The organism is Streptomyces sp. NPDC034670 (assembly GCF_055574875.1).
In genome coordinates this window covers 8836-24400 of sequence record NZ_JBVITR010000064.1, presented here as the reverse complement: position 1 = coordinate 24400, position 15565 = coordinate 8836, and the positions used below count along the sequence as shown (strand labels likewise).

The 15565-nt window shown below is 76.3% G+C and carries 18 protein-coding genes and 1 riboswitch; of the genes, 12 read left to right on the top strand and 6 right to left on the bottom strand.

The genetic code is table 11. The features are described from left to right. Positions 1–158: 158 nt before the first annotated feature. The gene (locus tag ACZ56B_RS29415; protein ID WP_468797018.1) at positions 159–563 is read right to left on the bottom strand and encodes a (2Fe-2S) ferredoxin domain-containing protein; all 405 of its coding nucleotides are present in this window, start codon (positions 561–563) and stop codon (positions 159–161) included. A 62-nt stretch (positions 564–625) separates the two neighbouring features. Beyond that, a riboswitch (cobalamin riboswitch) is annotated at positions 626–750 on the bottom strand. 226 nt (positions 751–976) lie between these two features. Here ACZ56B_RS29415 and ACZ56B_RS29410 point away from each other — a divergent pair. Next, complete coding sequence (locus ACZ56B_RS29410; RefSeq protein ID WP_468797015.1) at positions 977–1672, top strand: hemerythrin domain-containing protein; 696 nt, start codon at positions 977–979, stop codon at positions 1670–1672. Positions 1673–1781: 109 nt separating this feature from the next. On the opposite strand, the gene ACZ56B_RS29405 is transcribed toward ACZ56B_RS29410, so the two are convergent. Continuing rightward, complete coding sequence (locus ACZ56B_RS29405) at positions 1782–2699, bottom strand: Rieske (2Fe-2S) protein (RefSeq protein ID WP_468797060.1); 918 nt, start codon at positions 2697–2699, stop codon at positions 1782–1784. 173 nt (positions 2700–2872) lie between these two features. Here ACZ56B_RS29405 and ACZ56B_RS29400 point away from each other — a divergent pair, with 173 nt between their 5' ends. The 3 genes from ACZ56B_RS29400 to ACZ56B_RS29390 all read left to right on the top strand — a co-directional run bounded on the left by ACZ56B_RS29400 (position 2873) and on the right by ACZ56B_RS29390 (position 6507). Beyond that, positions 2873–3442, top strand: a complete 570-nt coding sequence (locus ACZ56B_RS29400; RefSeq protein ID WP_468797012.1) for a DUF6328 family protein — start codon at positions 2873–2875, stop codon at positions 3440–3442. A gap of 184 nt (positions 3443–3626) precedes the next feature. Beyond that, positions 3627–5690: a SpoIIE family protein phosphatase gene (locus ACZ56B_RS29395; protein WP_468797009.1), complete on the top strand. Its 2064-nt coding sequence runs from the start codon at positions 3627–3629 to the stop codon at positions 5688–5690. A 160-nt stretch (positions 5691–5850) separates the two neighbouring features. Next, on the top strand, positions 5851–6507 hold the full coding sequence (locus ACZ56B_RS29390) for a hypothetical protein (protein WP_468797006.1): 657 nt from the start codon (positions 5851–5853) through the stop codon (positions 6505–6507). Positions 6508–6543: 36 nt separating this feature from the next. Here ACZ56B_RS29390 and ACZ56B_RS29385 read toward each other — a convergent pair whose 3' ends face one another. Then, positions 6544–7023, bottom strand: a complete 480-nt coding sequence (locus ACZ56B_RS29385) for a YflT domain-containing protein (protein WP_468797003.1) — start codon at positions 7021–7023, stop codon at positions 6544–6546. A gap of 294 nt (positions 7024–7317) precedes the next feature. Here ACZ56B_RS29385 and ACZ56B_RS29380 point away from each other — a divergent pair, with 294 nt between their 5' ends. Beyond that, the gene (locus ACZ56B_RS29380) at positions 7318–7821 is read left to right on the top strand and encodes an ATP-binding protein (RefSeq protein ID WP_468797000.1); all 504 of its coding nucleotides are present in this window, start codon (positions 7318–7320) and stop codon (positions 7819–7821) included. 206 nt (positions 7822–8027) lie between these two features. On the opposite strand, the gene ACZ56B_RS29375 is transcribed toward ACZ56B_RS29380, so the two are convergent. Genes ACZ56B_RS29375 through ACZ56B_RS29365 form a run of 3 tightly spaced genes read right to left on the bottom strand, consistent with a single transcriptional unit; the run spans position 8028 to position 9618 of the window. Continuing rightward, positions 8028–8405 (bottom strand): hypothetical protein, encoded by a 378-nt coding sequence (locus tag ACZ56B_RS29375; RefSeq protein WP_468796997.1) that lies wholly within the window; start codon positions 8403–8405, stop codon positions 8028–8030. Beyond that, on the bottom strand, positions 8402–8998 hold the full coding sequence (locus ACZ56B_RS29370) for a hypothetical protein (RefSeq protein WP_468796994.1): 597 nt from the start codon (positions 8996–8998) through the stop codon (positions 8402–8404). Before ACZ56B_RS29370 ends, ACZ56B_RS29375 begins: the two co-directional genes overlap by 4 nt. Positions 8999–9042: 44 nt before the next feature. Next, a complete protein-coding gene (locus ACZ56B_RS29365; protein WP_468796991.1) occupies positions 9043–9618 on the bottom strand; it encodes an RNA polymerase sigma factor in 576 nt (191 codons plus the stop codon). A gap of 161 nt (positions 9619–9779) precedes the next feature. On the opposite strand from ACZ56B_RS29365, the gene ACZ56B_RS29360 reads away from it, so the two are divergent. The 7 genes from ACZ56B_RS29360 to ACZ56B_RS29330 all read left to right on the top strand — a co-directional run. Further along, positions 9780–10265 carry an Asp23/Gls24 family envelope stress response protein gene (locus ACZ56B_RS29360; protein ID WP_468796988.1) on the top strand — a complete coding sequence of 162 codons (486 nt, stop codon included), beginning with the start codon at positions 9780–9782 and terminating at the stop codon, positions 10263–10265. Between the two features lie 73 nt (positions 10266–10338). After that, a complete protein-coding gene (locus ACZ56B_RS29355) occupies positions 10339–10509 on the top strand; it encodes a hypothetical protein (protein ID WP_468797063.1) in 171 nt (56 codons plus the stop codon). Beyond that, positions 10506–10916 carry an Asp23/Gls24 family envelope stress response protein gene (locus ACZ56B_RS29350; RefSeq protein WP_468796985.1) on the top strand — a complete coding sequence of 137 codons (411 nt, stop codon included), beginning with the start codon at positions 10506–10508 and terminating at the stop codon, positions 10914–10916. Before ACZ56B_RS29355 ends, ACZ56B_RS29350 begins: the two co-directional genes overlap by 4 nt. 79 nt (positions 10917–10995) lie before the next feature. Further along, positions 10996–11673 (top strand): DUF6286 domain-containing protein, encoded by a 678-nt coding sequence (locus ACZ56B_RS29345; protein WP_468796982.1) that lies wholly within the window; start codon positions 10996–10998, stop codon positions 11671–11673. 30 nt (positions 11674–11703) lie between these two features. Continuing rightward, the gene (locus ACZ56B_RS29340; RefSeq protein ID WP_468796979.1) at positions 11704–12312 is read left to right on the top strand and encodes an alkaline shock response membrane anchor protein AmaP; all 609 of its coding nucleotides are present in this window, start codon (positions 11704–11706) and stop codon (positions 12310–12312) included. A 507-nt stretch (positions 12313–12819) separates the two neighbouring features. Then, positions 12820–14256: an NUDIX domain-containing protein gene (locus tag ACZ56B_RS29335; RefSeq protein WP_468796976.1), complete on the top strand. Its 1437-nt coding sequence runs from the start codon at positions 12820–12822 to the stop codon at positions 14254–14256. Between the two features lie 62 nt (positions 14257–14318). Continuing rightward, positions 14319–15565 (top strand): bifunctional class I SAM-dependent methyltransferase/NUDIX hydrolase (locus ACZ56B_RS29330; RefSeq protein WP_468796973.1); only part of this gene is annotated, 1247 nt, incomplete at its 3' end.

Genomic DNA, 15565 nt, shown 5'->3' with positions numbered 1-15565 from the left:
CTCCTACTCGCCGCGTTTGCCCGTCTTCCCCGCCTCCCCCCCCCCCCCCCCCCCCCCCCCCCCCCCCCCCCCCCCCCCCCCCCCCCCCCCCCCCCCCCGCGGCCGGCTCACGCGCGCCGTTCCCGTACCGGCCCGGCCCCGGGCGGGACGGTTCGTCCTCACCGGGCCGCACGGCGCCGCGGCGGCACGAAGGCGTACAGGTCGAGGATGTCGGGCCGGGGCGCGACGCCGGGACCGCCCGCGCGTACCCAGGCGACGATGTCCTCCGTGGCGTCCGGGTCGTTGACCAGCCCCAGCCAGACGGGCCGGGCTCCGGCGGCGCGGCCGGCGGTGGAGGGCTGCACGACGATGACGTTGGCCTGGTCGCAGACGTCCAGGCAGTCGGAGACGCGGACCGGGGCCGCCGCGCGCAGGCGCGCGGTCTGTGCGGCATGGTCGACGCCGGTCACCTTCGGGCTGCCGCAGCAGCAGTCCCGGCACACGACGACCCGGCACGGCACCGCGCCGGTCGCGGCGGCCCCGGGCGCACGGCCGGGTGCCCCTCCGTTCGGACTCGCGGGCATGCCGCACCGTTCCTCTCTCCGGGGAGATCCGCCCCGGGGGTCCGTCGAGGAGGCGACCGCGTGAGTCTCCTGGCTCTCGGGTCGATGCTCGTCCCGGCCTTCCCGCCCGCTCGCGGGCCGTGGCCGTGTCGGGATCCGCTCGCCGATCACAGTGGCGGGACCGCACCGGATTCACACCGGTTTCCTCGGACCGCCGTCGCCTTGTCGCGGGCCATCCTCCCACCCCCGGCGGTGCCACGTCACCCGGGTCCCGGCACCACCGACGCGGCGTGCCTCGCCGCCGTACCGCCCGGCGGTGGACCGGACCGCACCGGGGTACCCGGGCCGACCGGAAGGCCCCGGCGACCGCCGGGACGCACGTCCGGCCGAGCCCCGGCGCCCGGCCGGCCTCCGGCGCACAGAGGGAGCGGTCCATGTCGGACACCATCGGGAACCAGACCGTCGAGCAGTTGGGCGGCCGGAGCAGCATCCTGGCGCGGCAACGCCGCGAGCACGCGGAGATGGACCGGTTGATGGACCGGTACAGGACGCTCGGGGACGGCCCGCGGCGCGAACGGGTCCTCGAGGACCTCGTCCAGCTGGTCTTCAGCCACGCCTTCGCGGAGGAGACCGTGCTGTGGCCGGCCGTGCGGAGCACGGTGCCGGGCGGGGAGGACCTGACCTCCCGGGTCGAGGAGGAGCACCAGCAGATCAACGATCTCGTCTCCGACATCGAACGCCTCGCTCCCGGCGATCCGGAGCGCGAGGCCAAGGTGGAGCAGGCCTTCGCCCTGATACGGCAGGACATCAGGGACGAGGAGGACCTTCTCCTGCCCCGGCTGCGGGACGCGATGGACACCGCCCGGCTGCGGCGCCTCGGCAGGGCCTGGGAGACGGTGCGGCGGACCGCCCCCACGCATCCCCACCCCGTCATCCCCCGGCGTCCCCCCGGCAACGCGCTCCTGGGCGTTCCCTTGAGCGTCTACGACCGGATGCGCGACGCGTTCGGTCCCGGCGGCTCCGCCACCGCGGCCGGGAAGGCCGGGAGGGCCGGGAAGGCGGTCACCGGTCTGGCCGGGGTGCTCGTCGCGGCGGCCGCGGCCGCCGCGGTGCTGCGCAAGCGGCGCTGAGGCCGCGCGGGCGGACCGGCACGGGGGCCGGGCCCTCCCGGATGCCCGGAAGGGCCCGACCGCGCGTGCGGCTGCTCGCCCGCCCGGCCGCCCGGGGCCGGTCCGGCCGTCAGCCGGTGCTCCCGCGGGCCGCGCCCGCTCCGGCTTCCCGCCGGTCCGCCTGCCCGTCCTGCTGCCTCAGCCGTATCTCGACGTGGCCGTCGACGACCCGGGTCTCGAAGGAGGGCTGCGGCGCGGTGGCCGGGCCCCGGACGTTCCAGCCGTCCGAGAGCCGGAAGACACTGCCGTGCCAGGGACACCGGACGCACCCGTCGGCGACGGTGCCCTCGGACAGCGGTCCCGCGAGGTGGCTGCACCGCTCGGCCAGCGCGTGGACGGTGCCGTCGGCTTCGCGCACCACCAGGACCGGCACGTCGTCCACGCTGCGCCGCACCGGACGGTCGGCCGGGAACTCGTCCACGCTCCCGATCCGGTGCCAGCCCCGCGTCACCACGTGCGGCACCTCCTCCGCGTGGTTGGCGCCGGAGGCCTGCCGGTAGGCCAGGTGGCCGCCCAGCGCTCCGCCGAGCCCCACCGCCGTCAGTCCCAGGAAGCCGAACGTCCGGCCCGCCGCCCCGCGCCCCTTGAGGCGGCAGGCGAGCGAGGCCGCGTACATGCCGACGGCGGTGGTGTTGGCCAGGGCGTGCACCAGGCCGACGCGCTGCTGCTGACGGTGCAGCTCGGCCCAGTCGACGGCGCCCGACAGGGCCGCGGGCGCGGCGGCGGCCAGCCCGACGCCGACCAGCAGCCCGGCCTCGCGGGAGCGGCCCGGCCGCAGGTCCAGCACCGCCGCGGACATCCAGCTCCCGATCGGGACCTGCACCATCAGCGGGTGCACGGGGTGTCCCAGCCACCTGCCGTGCAGCACGTCCCTGCCGCGTCCCAGCGGGAGCGCCCGCACTCCCGCGCGGAGCGCGCCGATCAGCCGGTCGGCCCGTGGTTCCCGCTCCAGCCGGTCCAGCAGCCGCAGGGCCCGGCCCTGCCGCATCCGGGGACGGGGTTTCGCACTCGTGGCGTTCATGGTCCGCCGGGTCCCCACCTGCCGGGACGGCAAACGGGTCCGGGGCCCGGGCGGCGGCCGGAGGCCCTCCCCCCACCTGTGGTCTGCATGGGAGGAGCCCGGGCGGGGCAAGCGGTCAGCCTGGAATCGGGGAGGATGCCATGGCCATGACGGGGCAGCCGGCCGAATCGGCGGAGGAGGACACCGCCCGCTGCGCGCGCCATGAAGGTCGCGGTCCGCAGCCCGGCGGCGAAGCGCCGGAGACACCGCATGAGCGGGTCAACCGCCGCTGGAACGAGATCCTGCAGGAGACCCGGGTCACCCAGACCGGCGTGCAGATCCTCTTCGGGTTCCTGCTCAGTGTGGCCTTCACCCCGCTGTTCCGGGAGCTGGAGACGTTCGACCGCGCCGTCTACGTCGTCACCGTGGTGCTCGGCGCGTCGGCCACGGGAACGCTCATCGCGCCCGTCTCCCTCCACCGCTTCCTGTCCGGCCAGCGCATGAAGGACGAAGTGGTGGGCATCGCCGGCCGCCTGATGATGTGCGGCATGGTCCTGCTCGCGCTGACCATCGGCTGCACGCTGCTGCTGATCCTGCGCGTCGTGGTCCCCGGCGTCCTCGCCGAGGTGCTCGCCGGCGGGGTCATGCTGTGGTTCGGCCTGTGCTGGTACGCGCTGCCGCTGTACCTGCGCCGCCGCGCCGCCCGCCGTGCCGGGGGCGGGGAGGCGTAGCCCGCCCGGGCACACCCCGCCCCGGGGCGGCGCGGCCGCTTCGGGGCGAAGTGCCGTCGCGGCGGGTTGGGCGTAGTGTCCCTTGTGGGCGATGCCCGGTGGGACCGGCGGGGGCAGCCCTCCCGGAGCCGGCCGGACGCGGTCGGGCCGGCGTCCTTGCTGCCGCGGGTGAGGTGGACGGCTGATGGACACCGCGATGGCCGCCGTGGTGCGCGCGAGCGGCGCGTTCGGAGGTCTGCTGTACGCGCTCTCGCCGGACGAGGACGCCCTGTGGCTGGTGCGGGCGGCGGGGATGCCGTACGAGATCGCGGCCCCGTGGCGGCGGGTCGCGCTCACCGATCCGATACCGGTGGCGGACGCGGTGCGTGAACGGCGCCTGGTGTGGATCGCCGGCCAGGAGGAGCTGGCGCGCCGTTACCCACGGCCGGCGCTCGTGCTGCCCTACGACTTCGCGCTGTCGGCCGCTCCGGTCCTCTCCGGGGCGGCACTCCGCGGCGGGCTGGTGCTGTTGTGGCCCGGGGCCCGCCCGCCACAGCTGAGCCCCCACGAACGCAGGGCCATCGAGGGGGGCTGCCGCCGCCTGGGCGACCTTCTGCGCCAGGCCGCGGACCGCGGTGATCCGTTCCCGCCCGCCGACCGGCCGCGGTCCCTCCCGTCGCCGGCCCGGCGGGTCCCCTCGCCCACCGAGGCCGCGGCGATCGCGGCCTTCGTCGACCGCCTGCCCGGCGGATCCTGCGCGCTGGACACGAACGGCCGCATCACCTTCATCACCCCGGCCGCCGCCGACCTCGTGGGCGGGGATCCGGCCGGCCTGGTGGGCGCCCTGCCCTGGCAGGCGCTGCCGTGGATGGACGTCCCCCAGGTCGAGGACCGTTACCGGGCCGCGCTGGTGAGCCGCCGGCCGCAGGCGTTCACCGTCCTGCGCCCCCCGGACGTGTGGCTGGCCTTCGAGCTGTACCCGGATCCCTCCGGCATCAGCGTCCGCATCACGCGCGGCGCCCCGCCCGGGGACGCTCCCCCGTCGCAGTCCGCGCCGGCCATGGCCCCCAGCCGGGCCCCCTCGCTGTACCACCTGATGCACCTGGCCGCCACCCTGACCGAGGCCGCCGGGGTGCAGGACGTGGTCGAGCAGACCGCCGACCAGTCGCTGCCCGCTCTGGGCGCGCAGGCCATGGTGCTGATGACCGCCGAGGACGGCCGTCTGAGGATCCTCGGCCGGCACGGCTGCCGCGCCGACCTCGTGGACCGTTTCGACACCGCCCCCCTGGACTCGGACGTTCCCGGCAGCAAGGTCCTGACCACCGGGGTCCCGGACTTCTTCACCTCCTTCGAGGAACTCCGGCGCGCCTACCCGCTCGTCCTGCACGCGGACGGGATGGCCTCCTGGGCCTTCCTGCCCCTGGTCGCGTCCGGCCGCCCGATCGGCTCCCTGCTCCTCGCCTACCGGCGGCCCCGCCTCTTCCCGCCCGCCGAGCGCGCCGTCCTCATGTCGCTGGCCGGTCTGGTCGGGCAGGCACTGGACCGCGCCCGCCTCTACGACGCCAAGCACCACCTCGCCCACCACCTGCAGTCCGCCCTCCTGCCGCAGGCCCTCCCCCACGTCCCCGGCCTGAGGGTCGCCGCCCGCTACCTGCCGGCCGCCCGGGGCCTGGGCATCGGCGGCGACTTCTACGACCTCATCCGTCTCGACGAGCACACGGCCGGCGCCGCCATCGGCGACGTGCAGGGGCACAACGTGGACGCCGCGGCCCTCATGGGGCAGGTCCGCACCGCCGTCCACGCCCACGCCACCGTGGGCGCGTCCCCCGACGACGTCCTGGCCGGCACCAACCGCCTGCTGACCGACCTCGACCCCGGCCTGTTCACCAGCTGCCTCTACGTCCACCTCGACCTCGCCGCCCACCGCGCGTACCTGGCCACCGCCGGCCACCCACCGCCCCTGGTGCGGCACGCCGACGGACGCACCGCACTGCTTCCGGTTCCCCCCGGTCTCCTGCTGGGCATCGAGCAGGACACCCGCTACCCGGTCCTGGAGGTCCCCCTGCCGCCGGGCTGCGTGCTCGCCCTCTACACCGACGGGCTCGTCGAAGCCCCCGGAGTCGACCTCGACGACGCCACCGCGGCCCTCGCCGGGCTCCTCGAACACGCCGACCCCGCCGATCTCGACGCCACGGCCGACCTCCTCGTCCGCCACGCCCCGACCCCCGGCGACGACGTCGCCCTGCTCCTCCTCAGCCCCGGAGAATGATGCGACGACCACCGCCCCGCCCCCGCCGCCCGTCCCCCGGGACGCCCTCCGCGCGAGCCCGTGGCGCACGTTCCGGAAGGGGACGGGCCCGTACCGGCCGGGTGCCTCCGCGCCGCGCTCCGGGCGGGGCCCGGAGGGCCTTCCGAACGAGGGGGGACGGATGAGCCCGATGCCCGGCGGGGCCGTTCGGCGCCCGCGCCTGCGCTTCGACGGCTGGATCGCCGGCCTCGGCACCTCCTCGGGCACGCGGATCGTGCTCGGGCACTGGCAGCGCTCACCGTTCGGGGCGTTCAGCGACGTGATGCTGGAACGGGCCGACGGGGAGAGGCTGCTGCTGGCCCCCACGCGGGAGACGGCCGACTTCATCGGCGGCACCTACGTCTTCGACACGGTGCGGGTCGTCCCGGTCGACGTGCGGGTCGCGGACGGCACCTGGACCGTCGCCGCGGGACCGCTCGACCTGCGCTTCGCCACCGGCCGGCGACGGCTCCTGGGCCTGGTGCTGCGTGCCGTCCCCGGCGTGCTCGCCCGCCGTCCGGCGTGGAGCGCGCTGACCGACCGGCCCGCCCGGCTGCTGCTGCCGGGCGTGCGGACCCGGGGCAGCGCCGGCGGGGGCCGCCGCGAGTGGTACAGCGCCCGGGACCTGCTGCCGATCCGTGCGGTGTCGGCCGCCTTCGGGGGCACCGACCTCGGAACGATGGCGCCGGTCGAACCGCCCGTGCGCTTCGGGTTCGGTTCGACGCCGCGGGATCCCGCCGTCACCCGGGTGACGACGACGGTGGCCCTCGCCCCGGAGCGACGGCGTCCCCCGGGATGACGGCGCCCGGCGCGGGGCACCCGGCCCCGGCGTCCCTCAGGACTCCCGCCAGCCCAGCTTGATCAGCATGTTCTTGGCGTCCTCGGCCACCTGGGGGTCGGCCACGACGTCGTAGCGGCCGGCGACGATCTGGCTGCGGGAGGTGAAGTCGCGGCGCCCGCCGGTGAGGGCGTGGCCGATGAAGCCGAAGACCGCCCCGAAGACGGCGCCGTAGGCGATCCCGCTGAGCAGGAGGACGAGGGAGCCGCGGGAGCCGGCCGCGAAGAGGGCCAGCAGCAGACCGATGAGCAGGCCGAACCAGGCTCCGGAGCCCGCGCCGGCCAGAGCGGCGCGGCCGCGGGTGAGGCGGCCGAGCACCGTCTCCACCATGCGCAGGTCCGAGCCGATGATCGCGGTGCGCTCGACGGGGAAGCCGCTGTCGGAGAGGAAGTCGACGGCCCGCTGGGCTCCTTCGTAGGTGGGGTACGACCCGACCACGGGCCGGTCGGTGCGGGGCGGGGGCGGTTGGGCAGTCATCGAAACGCTCCATGGTCGGGGCCGGCTCGGGCGGTGGGGCGGTCGTCGGTGAGGCGGTGGCCGGGCGGCTGCCCCGCGGTTCCGTCGCCGGCCGTCGTGCCGGCGCGCGCCCCGCCCCACCGCTCGACCCGCCGGATCCGTCACCAGTACCCACGGGAGACCGGACGTACCGGCCGGCGACGGGGCGCGGGCCCGGACGCCCCGCGACCGTTCTCACGGGAACGCGCGGGTGTGCGGGACACCGTGCGGGGTACACGCACACAGCCACGTGAAGCAGGAGACTGAAGGTGAGCCGTGGAACCAGCCTTCGGCAGTGAGGGTCACGCCGTGCCGGGTGCCGACGCGTTGGAGACCGCCGTCGCCCTGGGCGGCGACGGTTCCTGCATCGCCCGGGCCCGCCGCCTGGCGGTCGACTTCCTCGCCCACGTCCGGGCCACGTACGGCCTGCCCGTTTCCGCGCGCGCCGGGGAACTGACCCAGCTCGTGGTCAGCGAACTGGTGACCAACGCCCGCAAGTACGCCCCCGGACCCCTGCGGATGGGACTGCGCGTCGCCGGGGAGCTGGTGGAGGTCACCGTCTGGGACAGCGACCCGGCCCCGCCGGTGGCCCGGGCCACCGACCCGGGCCGGGTCGGGCAGCACGGCCTGGAGATCGTCATGGCCGTCGCCCAGGGCTTCGAGGTGCGGAGCGAGCCGGCCGGCAAACGCGTCACCGCCCGCATCCCCCTCGCCGACGCCCCGGACGCCGACGCCCCGGAGCGCCGGCCCGCGTTCGGGAACACGGCCACCGGCGGGTGAGGGGCGGGGACCGCGGGCGGCGACCGGGGCCGGGGCGGTGGACGCGGACGCGCCCCCCGGACCTGCCCGCAGGGGCGGCCGTGGCGGGTGAGCCGTGACGGGAGGCCGTCGCGGGAAGCCGCCACCGGGGTGCCGCTGCCGGACGGCACCGGGTGCCCTGGCTCGCTGTCCCGCCGGAGGCGGGGACCGGGGACCGGCTCGGGTGCTCAGACCGCGTCGTGCCGGGGGGCGATGCGGGTCACCGTGACCGCGACGCCGACCCGTTCCGTGGAGCCCAGGGTAGCGAGGTGGGAGCCGACGGCGGCCTCCACCCGGTCGTGGACGTCCCGGGCGGTGTCCAGCGCCCGCCGGCCCTCGGCCAGGACGCAGCGCACCTCGACGCGCCATCCCGAACCGTCCGGCGCCCGGTCGGCGCGGACGCCCGTACCGGACGCCGCACGGTGCGGCGCGGGGTCCGCCCGGGCGGGCGCGGCGGCGGCCGCGAGGCTGCGGGAGGGAGGGGACTGCAGGCCCGCCACCCCGGGCACCGCGAGGGCCGCCTCGGCCGCGACGCCGAGGAGCGCGGTCGCGCGGACGGCGGTCATCGCGCACCGCCTCCGGCCGGGAGGCCGGGGCCGGAGGGCGGCGGACCCGGCACCAGGACGTCGACCACGTCGATGTCGACGGCCGTCACGGCGAGGCCCAGGTCCCGCCCGGCCGAGTCGAGGACCGACCGGCGCACCTGGCGGGCCCGGTCGGGCAGCGGGTGGTCGAGAGCGGCGGCCAGCGTCATCGCCACCCGCACGCCGGCGCCTCCTGCTTCGGGCGCGAGCCGGCAGGCCGCGGCCCTGGCACCGGGGACCGCGTCCGCGGCCCGCCGCAGCACCTTCGCCGCGGCGCCCTCGGTGATCCGCAGGTCCCGGTCCGGATCGGCCAGGGGCAGCACCCGTCCGGGCCGGACCTCCGCCCCGACGGCGTCCATGACGCGGGCGGCGAGCGCGTGGAGGCGCCGGGGGTCCTCGGCGCACAGCGCCCGCGCGGCCGCGTCCACCGCGGCCAGGCCCGCGGCGGCCTCGCGGCAGTGAGGACAGGAGGCGGCGTGCGGATCCGCGGCCGGCTCCGTGTCCCGCGCCCGTTCCCAGACCCGGCTGAGCAGGCGGCCGCAGGGCAGCGCCTCATCACCCGCGAACGGGGGCACGCCGCCGGTTCCGGGGGGCCCGGGGGGCCGTGTGTTCGGGTCGTCTAGCGCCATGGGCCCATCGCCTCCTGCAGGGATCGGCGCGCCCTGAACAACCTGCCGCGCACCGTCTGCTCGCTGGTCCGTGTCACCTGGGCGATCTCCCGGTAGGACAGGCCCTGCACCTCCCGCAGGACCCAGCAGACCCGCTGCCCGGCGTCCAGCCCGGCGAGCGCGCGGGACAGGGCGGCGGTGGCCGCGTCCTGCTCGGCGCACCGGGCCGGCTGGCTCCGGGCGTCCTCCGCCACGGGCTCGACGACGGTGTCCAGCGGGAGGGGCGGCGGCCGGCGCCGGCGCATGGTCAGGCAGCGGTTGACGGTGATCCGGTACATCCAGGTGCGGAACTCCGCGCCGTGGCGGTAGTCGGGCAGTCGCCGCCAGGCGCTGACGAAGGCGTCCTGAACGGCCTCCTCGGCGTCCCGGGGATCGCCGAGCATGCAGCGGGCCAGACCGAGGAGGGGGCTCCCGTGCCGCTGGACGAGAACGGCGAAGGAGTCCTCGTCCCCCTCGGCCGCCCGTACGGCCAGCAGGCTGTCCGGCAGGTCGCGTCCCGTCCGGGGGAAGGCAGTGCGCTCGCTCATGTCGCTCCCGCGCAGGCTCGGACGCACGGGTACCCCCACACGGGAATGTGACGCACGTCACACCACATGCGTGTGAGGGGCGCGTCGCCCCCCACGTCCAACCTTTCGACGGATGCCGCACCGGTGTCCGACCGACCGATCAACCGATCGAGGCGACCGCCATGACCGAGAACACCACGAGCATCGGCGGGGGCAACCGTTCCGATGCGAACGTGAGCACGCTGAAGGGCCGTCCCGGGGCCGGGACCCCGGCCGAGACACGGGGGAGGACCACCATCGCGGACGGCGTGGTGGCCAAGATCGCGGGCATGGCCGCCCGCGAGGTACCGGGCATCCACAACCTCGGGGCGGGCGTGGCCCGCGCCTTCGGCGCCATGCGGGAGCGCGTCCCCGGCGGGGGCGGGAGCGGAACCGTCACACGGGGGGTGAAGGTCGAGGTCGGCGAGCGGCAGGCCGCCGTGGACCTGGACGTCGTCGTCGAGTACGGCGCCTCCATCGTCGACGTCGCCGGCGACGTCCGCACCAACGTGATCGGCGCCGTGGAGCGGATGACGGGCCTGGAGGTCGTCGAGGTGAACATCGCCGTCGACGACGTCCACCTCCCCGACGAGGAGGAGAGCGAACCGGACGAGGGCCGCGTGAGGTGATCCACCGCCCCGCCCCGGGCGGACGCGGGTGATCGCGCGCACGACGACGCGCGTGCGCGAGACGGGTGAGTGCATGATGAACGCAGCAACGACGGGCCTGGCGGCCGGGGTGGCCCTGGGCTTCGCCGGCTACTTCGGCGGCTTCTGGGCGTTCCTGCTGGTCCTGGTCCTGGGCGCGGTGGGGCTGGTCGTCGGTCTCGTCCTGCAGGGCGACCTCGACCTCCGGGACCGGAGGCAGCGGTGAGGGCCCGGACCGGTTCCTCGGCCTTCGACGAGGGGTCCGGCCCACCGGACCGGGCCGCCGGCCTGCCGCCGCCGGCCGAGCGGGGCGCCACCGTCGTCCCGGACAGGGTGGTCGCCCGTATCGCCGTCCAGGCCGCACGCACGGCCCGGGCCCGGAACTTTGCCGTACCGCCCGGCGGGGCCGGGGTGGCGGCGCCCGGCGCCTTCGCCACCGTCCGCACGGGGTCGGTGCGCCTGCACCTGACCATGGAACTCCCCTACCCCGCCGACCTCCCCCGGGTCTGCGCACGGATCCGGCAGGACGTCGCCGAACGGGTGGCCCGGCTGACCGGCCTGCAGGTGGGGGAGGTCACGCTCACCGTCCAACGGCTGGTGACCGCCGCCGGGGACCGCGGGCGGGTCCGGTGAACCGCGGCGCGCGCGGGGCGCCGCGCGCGAAGCGGTGCGGAAAACCGTGCGGACGGACCGCGCAGACAGGAGGACCGGCATGACGACCGACCCAGCCCCTCCCGCCCGTGACTCCGCGTCCTCCCCGCACCGTGCCACCGTGCCGCTGACGAAGAGGGCCGGGGAGCCGGGGGAGCCCGGCCCGTCCGGGCACCGCGCGCCTCCGCACGGCGGGGGGCGCCGGTCCCGCCGCCCGTGGTCCGCGCGCCGCATCCCGGCCGCGCTGGTCGCCACGGTGATCCTCCTGGCGGCGGGCGCGGCGCTGGTCGACGTCGTCGCCGTACGGGCGGGACGCCCCGCGGCCGCCTGGCGACGGCACCTGGCCGACGCGCTGGCCACCCGCCCCGTGGACGACGTGTGGATGCTCACGGGGGCCGCCGTGGCCGCCGCCGTCGGCGTCTGGCTGCTCTTCCTGGCCCTCACCCCCGGCCTGCGCCACTGGCTCCCCCTGCGTTCCCCGGCGCCCGGGGTGCGGGCTTCCCTGGACCGCGACGGCGCCGCCGACCTGCTGCGCGACGCCGCCCTGCGGGTGCCCGGGGTCGGCAGGGCCCGCGTCCGGGTGCGCCGCCACCGCGTCAAGGCCCGCGCGGACGTCCGCTTCCGCGACCCCCGGCAGGTGAAGGAGGACCTCATCACCGCCCTGCACGAGGAGCGCGACCGGCTCGCCCTCGCCCGCCCTCCCCGCATCGTCGTCCGGGTGCGGCAACGCACCGACTGACCGGAGAACCCCAGCACCGGAGCCCGCACCATGACGCCGCGAACCGTGCTCAACCGCAGTCTGCTGGCCCTCACCGGACTGGTCCTGCTCGGTGGAGGCCTGCTGATCCTGTCCGCCGGGCTCGACGTCTACCGGCGACGCGGCCTGGTCCCGCCCGTCGGCTGGCCCCTGACCGCCGCGGACGACGTCCTGCTCGGCTCCGCCGACCGGATCCGCTGGAGCGACCAGGGCTGGTGGTGGTGGCCCGCCGTGATCGCCGCCCTCGCCCTCGCGGCCCTGCTCGCCCTGGGGTGGCTGGTCGCCCAACTGCGCAGGCGCCGCCCCAAAGTCCTGCCCGTCGGCGGCGCGTCCCCGCAGGAAGGCGTCGCACTGCGCGGCCGGGCGCTCGGCGACGCGATCGCCGCCGAAGCCGGCGCTCTGCCGGAGGTCGAGCACGCGACCGTGCGCATCACCGGCCGGCCCGCCCGCCCCCGCGCCCGCGTCGAACTCGCCCTCACCCCTCAGGGCGTGCCCGGTGCCGCCCTCGACGCCCTGCGCGAAGGCCCGCTCCGAACCGCCCTCCGGTCCACCGGCCTCCCCGACCTGCCCACCGAGGTCCGCCTCCGGGTCGCCCGGCACAAACCCCACCGCACGCAGTAGACAGGGCCGGCACCGACCGCCCCCGCCCCCGCCCCGGCGCCCCCCACGGCACACGGGAGAACCGGCACCGCTCCTGCGTGGCCGCAGGAGCGGTCAGCCCACGTCCTGCCTTTCCGGCGGTGTACCCCGGTGGCGCCGATGCCCGGACCGCGCCGTCACTCCGGGGCGTCTCCGCAATCCCCCGGAAGCGGTACCCGCACCCACAGGAGTGATCGAACGCGGCGCCGCAGCGTCCGTCCCTCCCCTCCCCCAAGGCCGGACCGGTCAATCGGCATCGCGTTCCGGACTTCGCTCCCCCGGACCCGTGACGGCGACCGGAACCACCCAGTTATCCGATCACCCGCCGCATCACACAAGAGGAGCGCCCACGCATCCCTTGCACCGCCCGCCGAGCGCTTGCCGCAGGGGGCGGTGACAACCGGTTTCCGGTCCGCCCGGCCCTGCCGCGGTCCTCTGCGCTGTTGCGCTGTTTCCTCGTGTTCACCACTTCCCGGAAGGACGTGCCCCGTGTTCACCACGCAGGACGCATGGAACACCGGCTACGCCAACGGCCGCCGCTATCGCCGGCTCAGCGACTCCGAACGGTCGCTGCTCGCCGCCCACGTTCCCGCCCCGGTCGGCGGCAGGGCCCTCGACGTCGGGTGCGGAGTCGGTGAACTCGCCGCCCACCTGTCCTCACTCGGCTACGGCGTCGACGCCGTCGACTGGTCCGACCACGCCCTCGCCGAAGCAGCCGGCCGGCACGGGGAGGCCGCCCGGTGGCTGTGCCTGGACATCGAGGGTGACGACCTGTCACCGCTGCACGCCGACGGCTACGACCTGATCACCCTCCGGTTCGTGTACCCGTTCCTGGGGAACCGCGACCTGACCCTGTCCCTGCTCGGTCGCCGACTGCGCGCCGGCGGCGCCCTCGTGGTCGTCACCCCCCTCGCCGCAGCCACCCCGGCCGAGCGGCGCGGCATCGCGCTCGACGAGCACGAACTCACCCGACTGCGGGCCGGCTGGTCCACCACCGACCGCCACGACACCGAGGGCCTGGCCTTCGTGGTCCTGCGCGGCCCTCACCGGGACGGCGTCGCGTCCCCGGCCGACGCGACGCCCACCGCGCGGCAGCACCGCCTCAGCCTGCGGAAACGCTCCTACGCCCAGGTGGAGTCCGGGCGCAAGACGATCGAGGTGCGCGTCGGCACCCCCGAGGGAGCCGGCGTCAGGACCGGGGACACGATCGTCTTCCACGAACCGGACAGTGGGCGGGAACTCGACGTCATCGCGAAGCGGGTCACCCCGTACACGTCCTTCGACGAACTTCTCGACGCCGAGGACCCGGCACGTGTCGATCCCGACGCCACCCGCGAGGAGCTGCTCGCCCGGCTCCCCCGCGTCCACCCGCCGCTCAAGGAGGAACCGGGCCTCTTCGTCCTCGAGTTCGACCACCGGCCGGGAAGACCCGGACGTCCCCTGCCCATGACTGCCGCGGAGTACGTGCAGACGGTGCCCCACTGCACGGTGTACGGATGCCTGTACGTGCGCGACGAGCACGACCGCCCGGTGCAGTTGCGCTCCGTGTACGGCGACCGGTTGTGGCAGTTCCCCGGCGGCGACGCCGAGGCCGGGGAGGACCCGTGGGAGACCGCACGCCGCGAAGCAGCCGAGGAGACCGGACTCGAACTCGGCCGGGACCGACCCCGGCTGCTGCTGACGCACTTTCTCCGCCCCGGGCCCCGCCGGCCACTGGGCAAGATCGGTTTCGTCTTCGACGGCGGCCGGCTCACCCTCGGACAGCTGCGCCGGGTCCGCCTCGATCCGGCCGAGCACGACCTGTGGGCCGCCCACGACCTCGCCGAGTGGCGACGTCTGATGGGCGAGGGACCTTTCACCCGCCTGGACGCCGTCGAACGCGCACGTCGGAACCGGGGACCCGGTTGGCTGACGACCGGTCCCTGATTCCCGGGACAGGACGATGAAGTCACGCAGTCCTTTCTTCCTCCCTGCCCCCAGGAGTCCCCATGTCCGTCGAGGACCTCAACGCCGAAGCCTGGACCGCGTACGGCCGTCGTCAGCTCGATCGCGGGTACGTGCCGCCCGTCCCCGAACGGCTGGAGTGGACTCCGTGGGAGGGGGTCGGCCCCGGCGCGGAGGTCCTCGGTGATGTCGCCGGCCGGCGCGTGCTGGACATCGGCTCCGGCGCCGGCCACCACGCCGTGCACCTGGCCCGTGCCCACGGCGCCCGGGTCACCGCGATCGAGCTGTCCCTCACCCAGCACCGGCGCGCCACCGGTACGCACGCGGGCACGCCCGGCGTCCGGTTCGTGCACGGCGACGTGGTCGACCACCTCCGCGCCGCCGATCCCTTCGACGCCGCGTACGCCATCGGCAGCCTCGCCTTCACCGACCCGCACCGCGTCCTGCCCGCGCTGCGTGACGGCCTGCGCCCCGACGCACCGCTGGTCCTCTCCCTCCTCCACACCGACCTGCACGGCTGTGGCCCGTCCACCGCGGTCGCGCCCCGGGAGCAGCTGATCGGGCTCCGGGACGACCCGCCCCTGGCCGTCCGGATGTGGGTCCTGGCGCCGCAGCTGTGGGAGACCCTGCTCACCGCGCACGGTTTCCGGGTCGAGGCCGTCGACCTCCTGCGTCCCCGCGACGAGAACAACCCCGTCGTGCAGCAGCTCATCCGCGCCCGCCGCGTCCCGGCCCGCCCCGCACGCCTCTCCAGCCGGCCCCGCACCACGCGCCCGCCCGTGCCGCACGCGACCGTCGGTGTCGGCGCCGTCATCCTCGGTGACCACGGGGTGCTCCTCGGCCGCCACCGTCACGGCACCCTCGAACTACCGGGAGGAACCGTGGAGGCCGGAGAATCCCTCGAAGCGACCGTGGTCCGTGAGCTGGCCGAGGAGACCGGTCTGATCGCCCGGCCCGACGACGTCACCCTCCTGGGCACGCTCGTCGACCACGCCGGAGACGTCGTGCGGGTCACGGTCGGCGCCCTCGTCAGCGCCTGGCGGGGAGAGCCGGCCACACAGCCGGGTGAGAGCGTCGGCGACTGGGCCTGGTACCCCTTGGACCGACTGCCCGACGGCCTGTTCGTGTGCAGCGCCCAGATCCTCACCGCCTGGCGCCCCGACCTGCCCGTCGACCACCCCCCTGCCCATTTCACGCCCTACGCCCACCGCACCGCCCCCGGGGGGGGGGGGGGGGGGGGGGGGGAGGGGGGGGGGGGGGGGGGGGGGGGGGGGGGGGGGGGGGGGGGGGA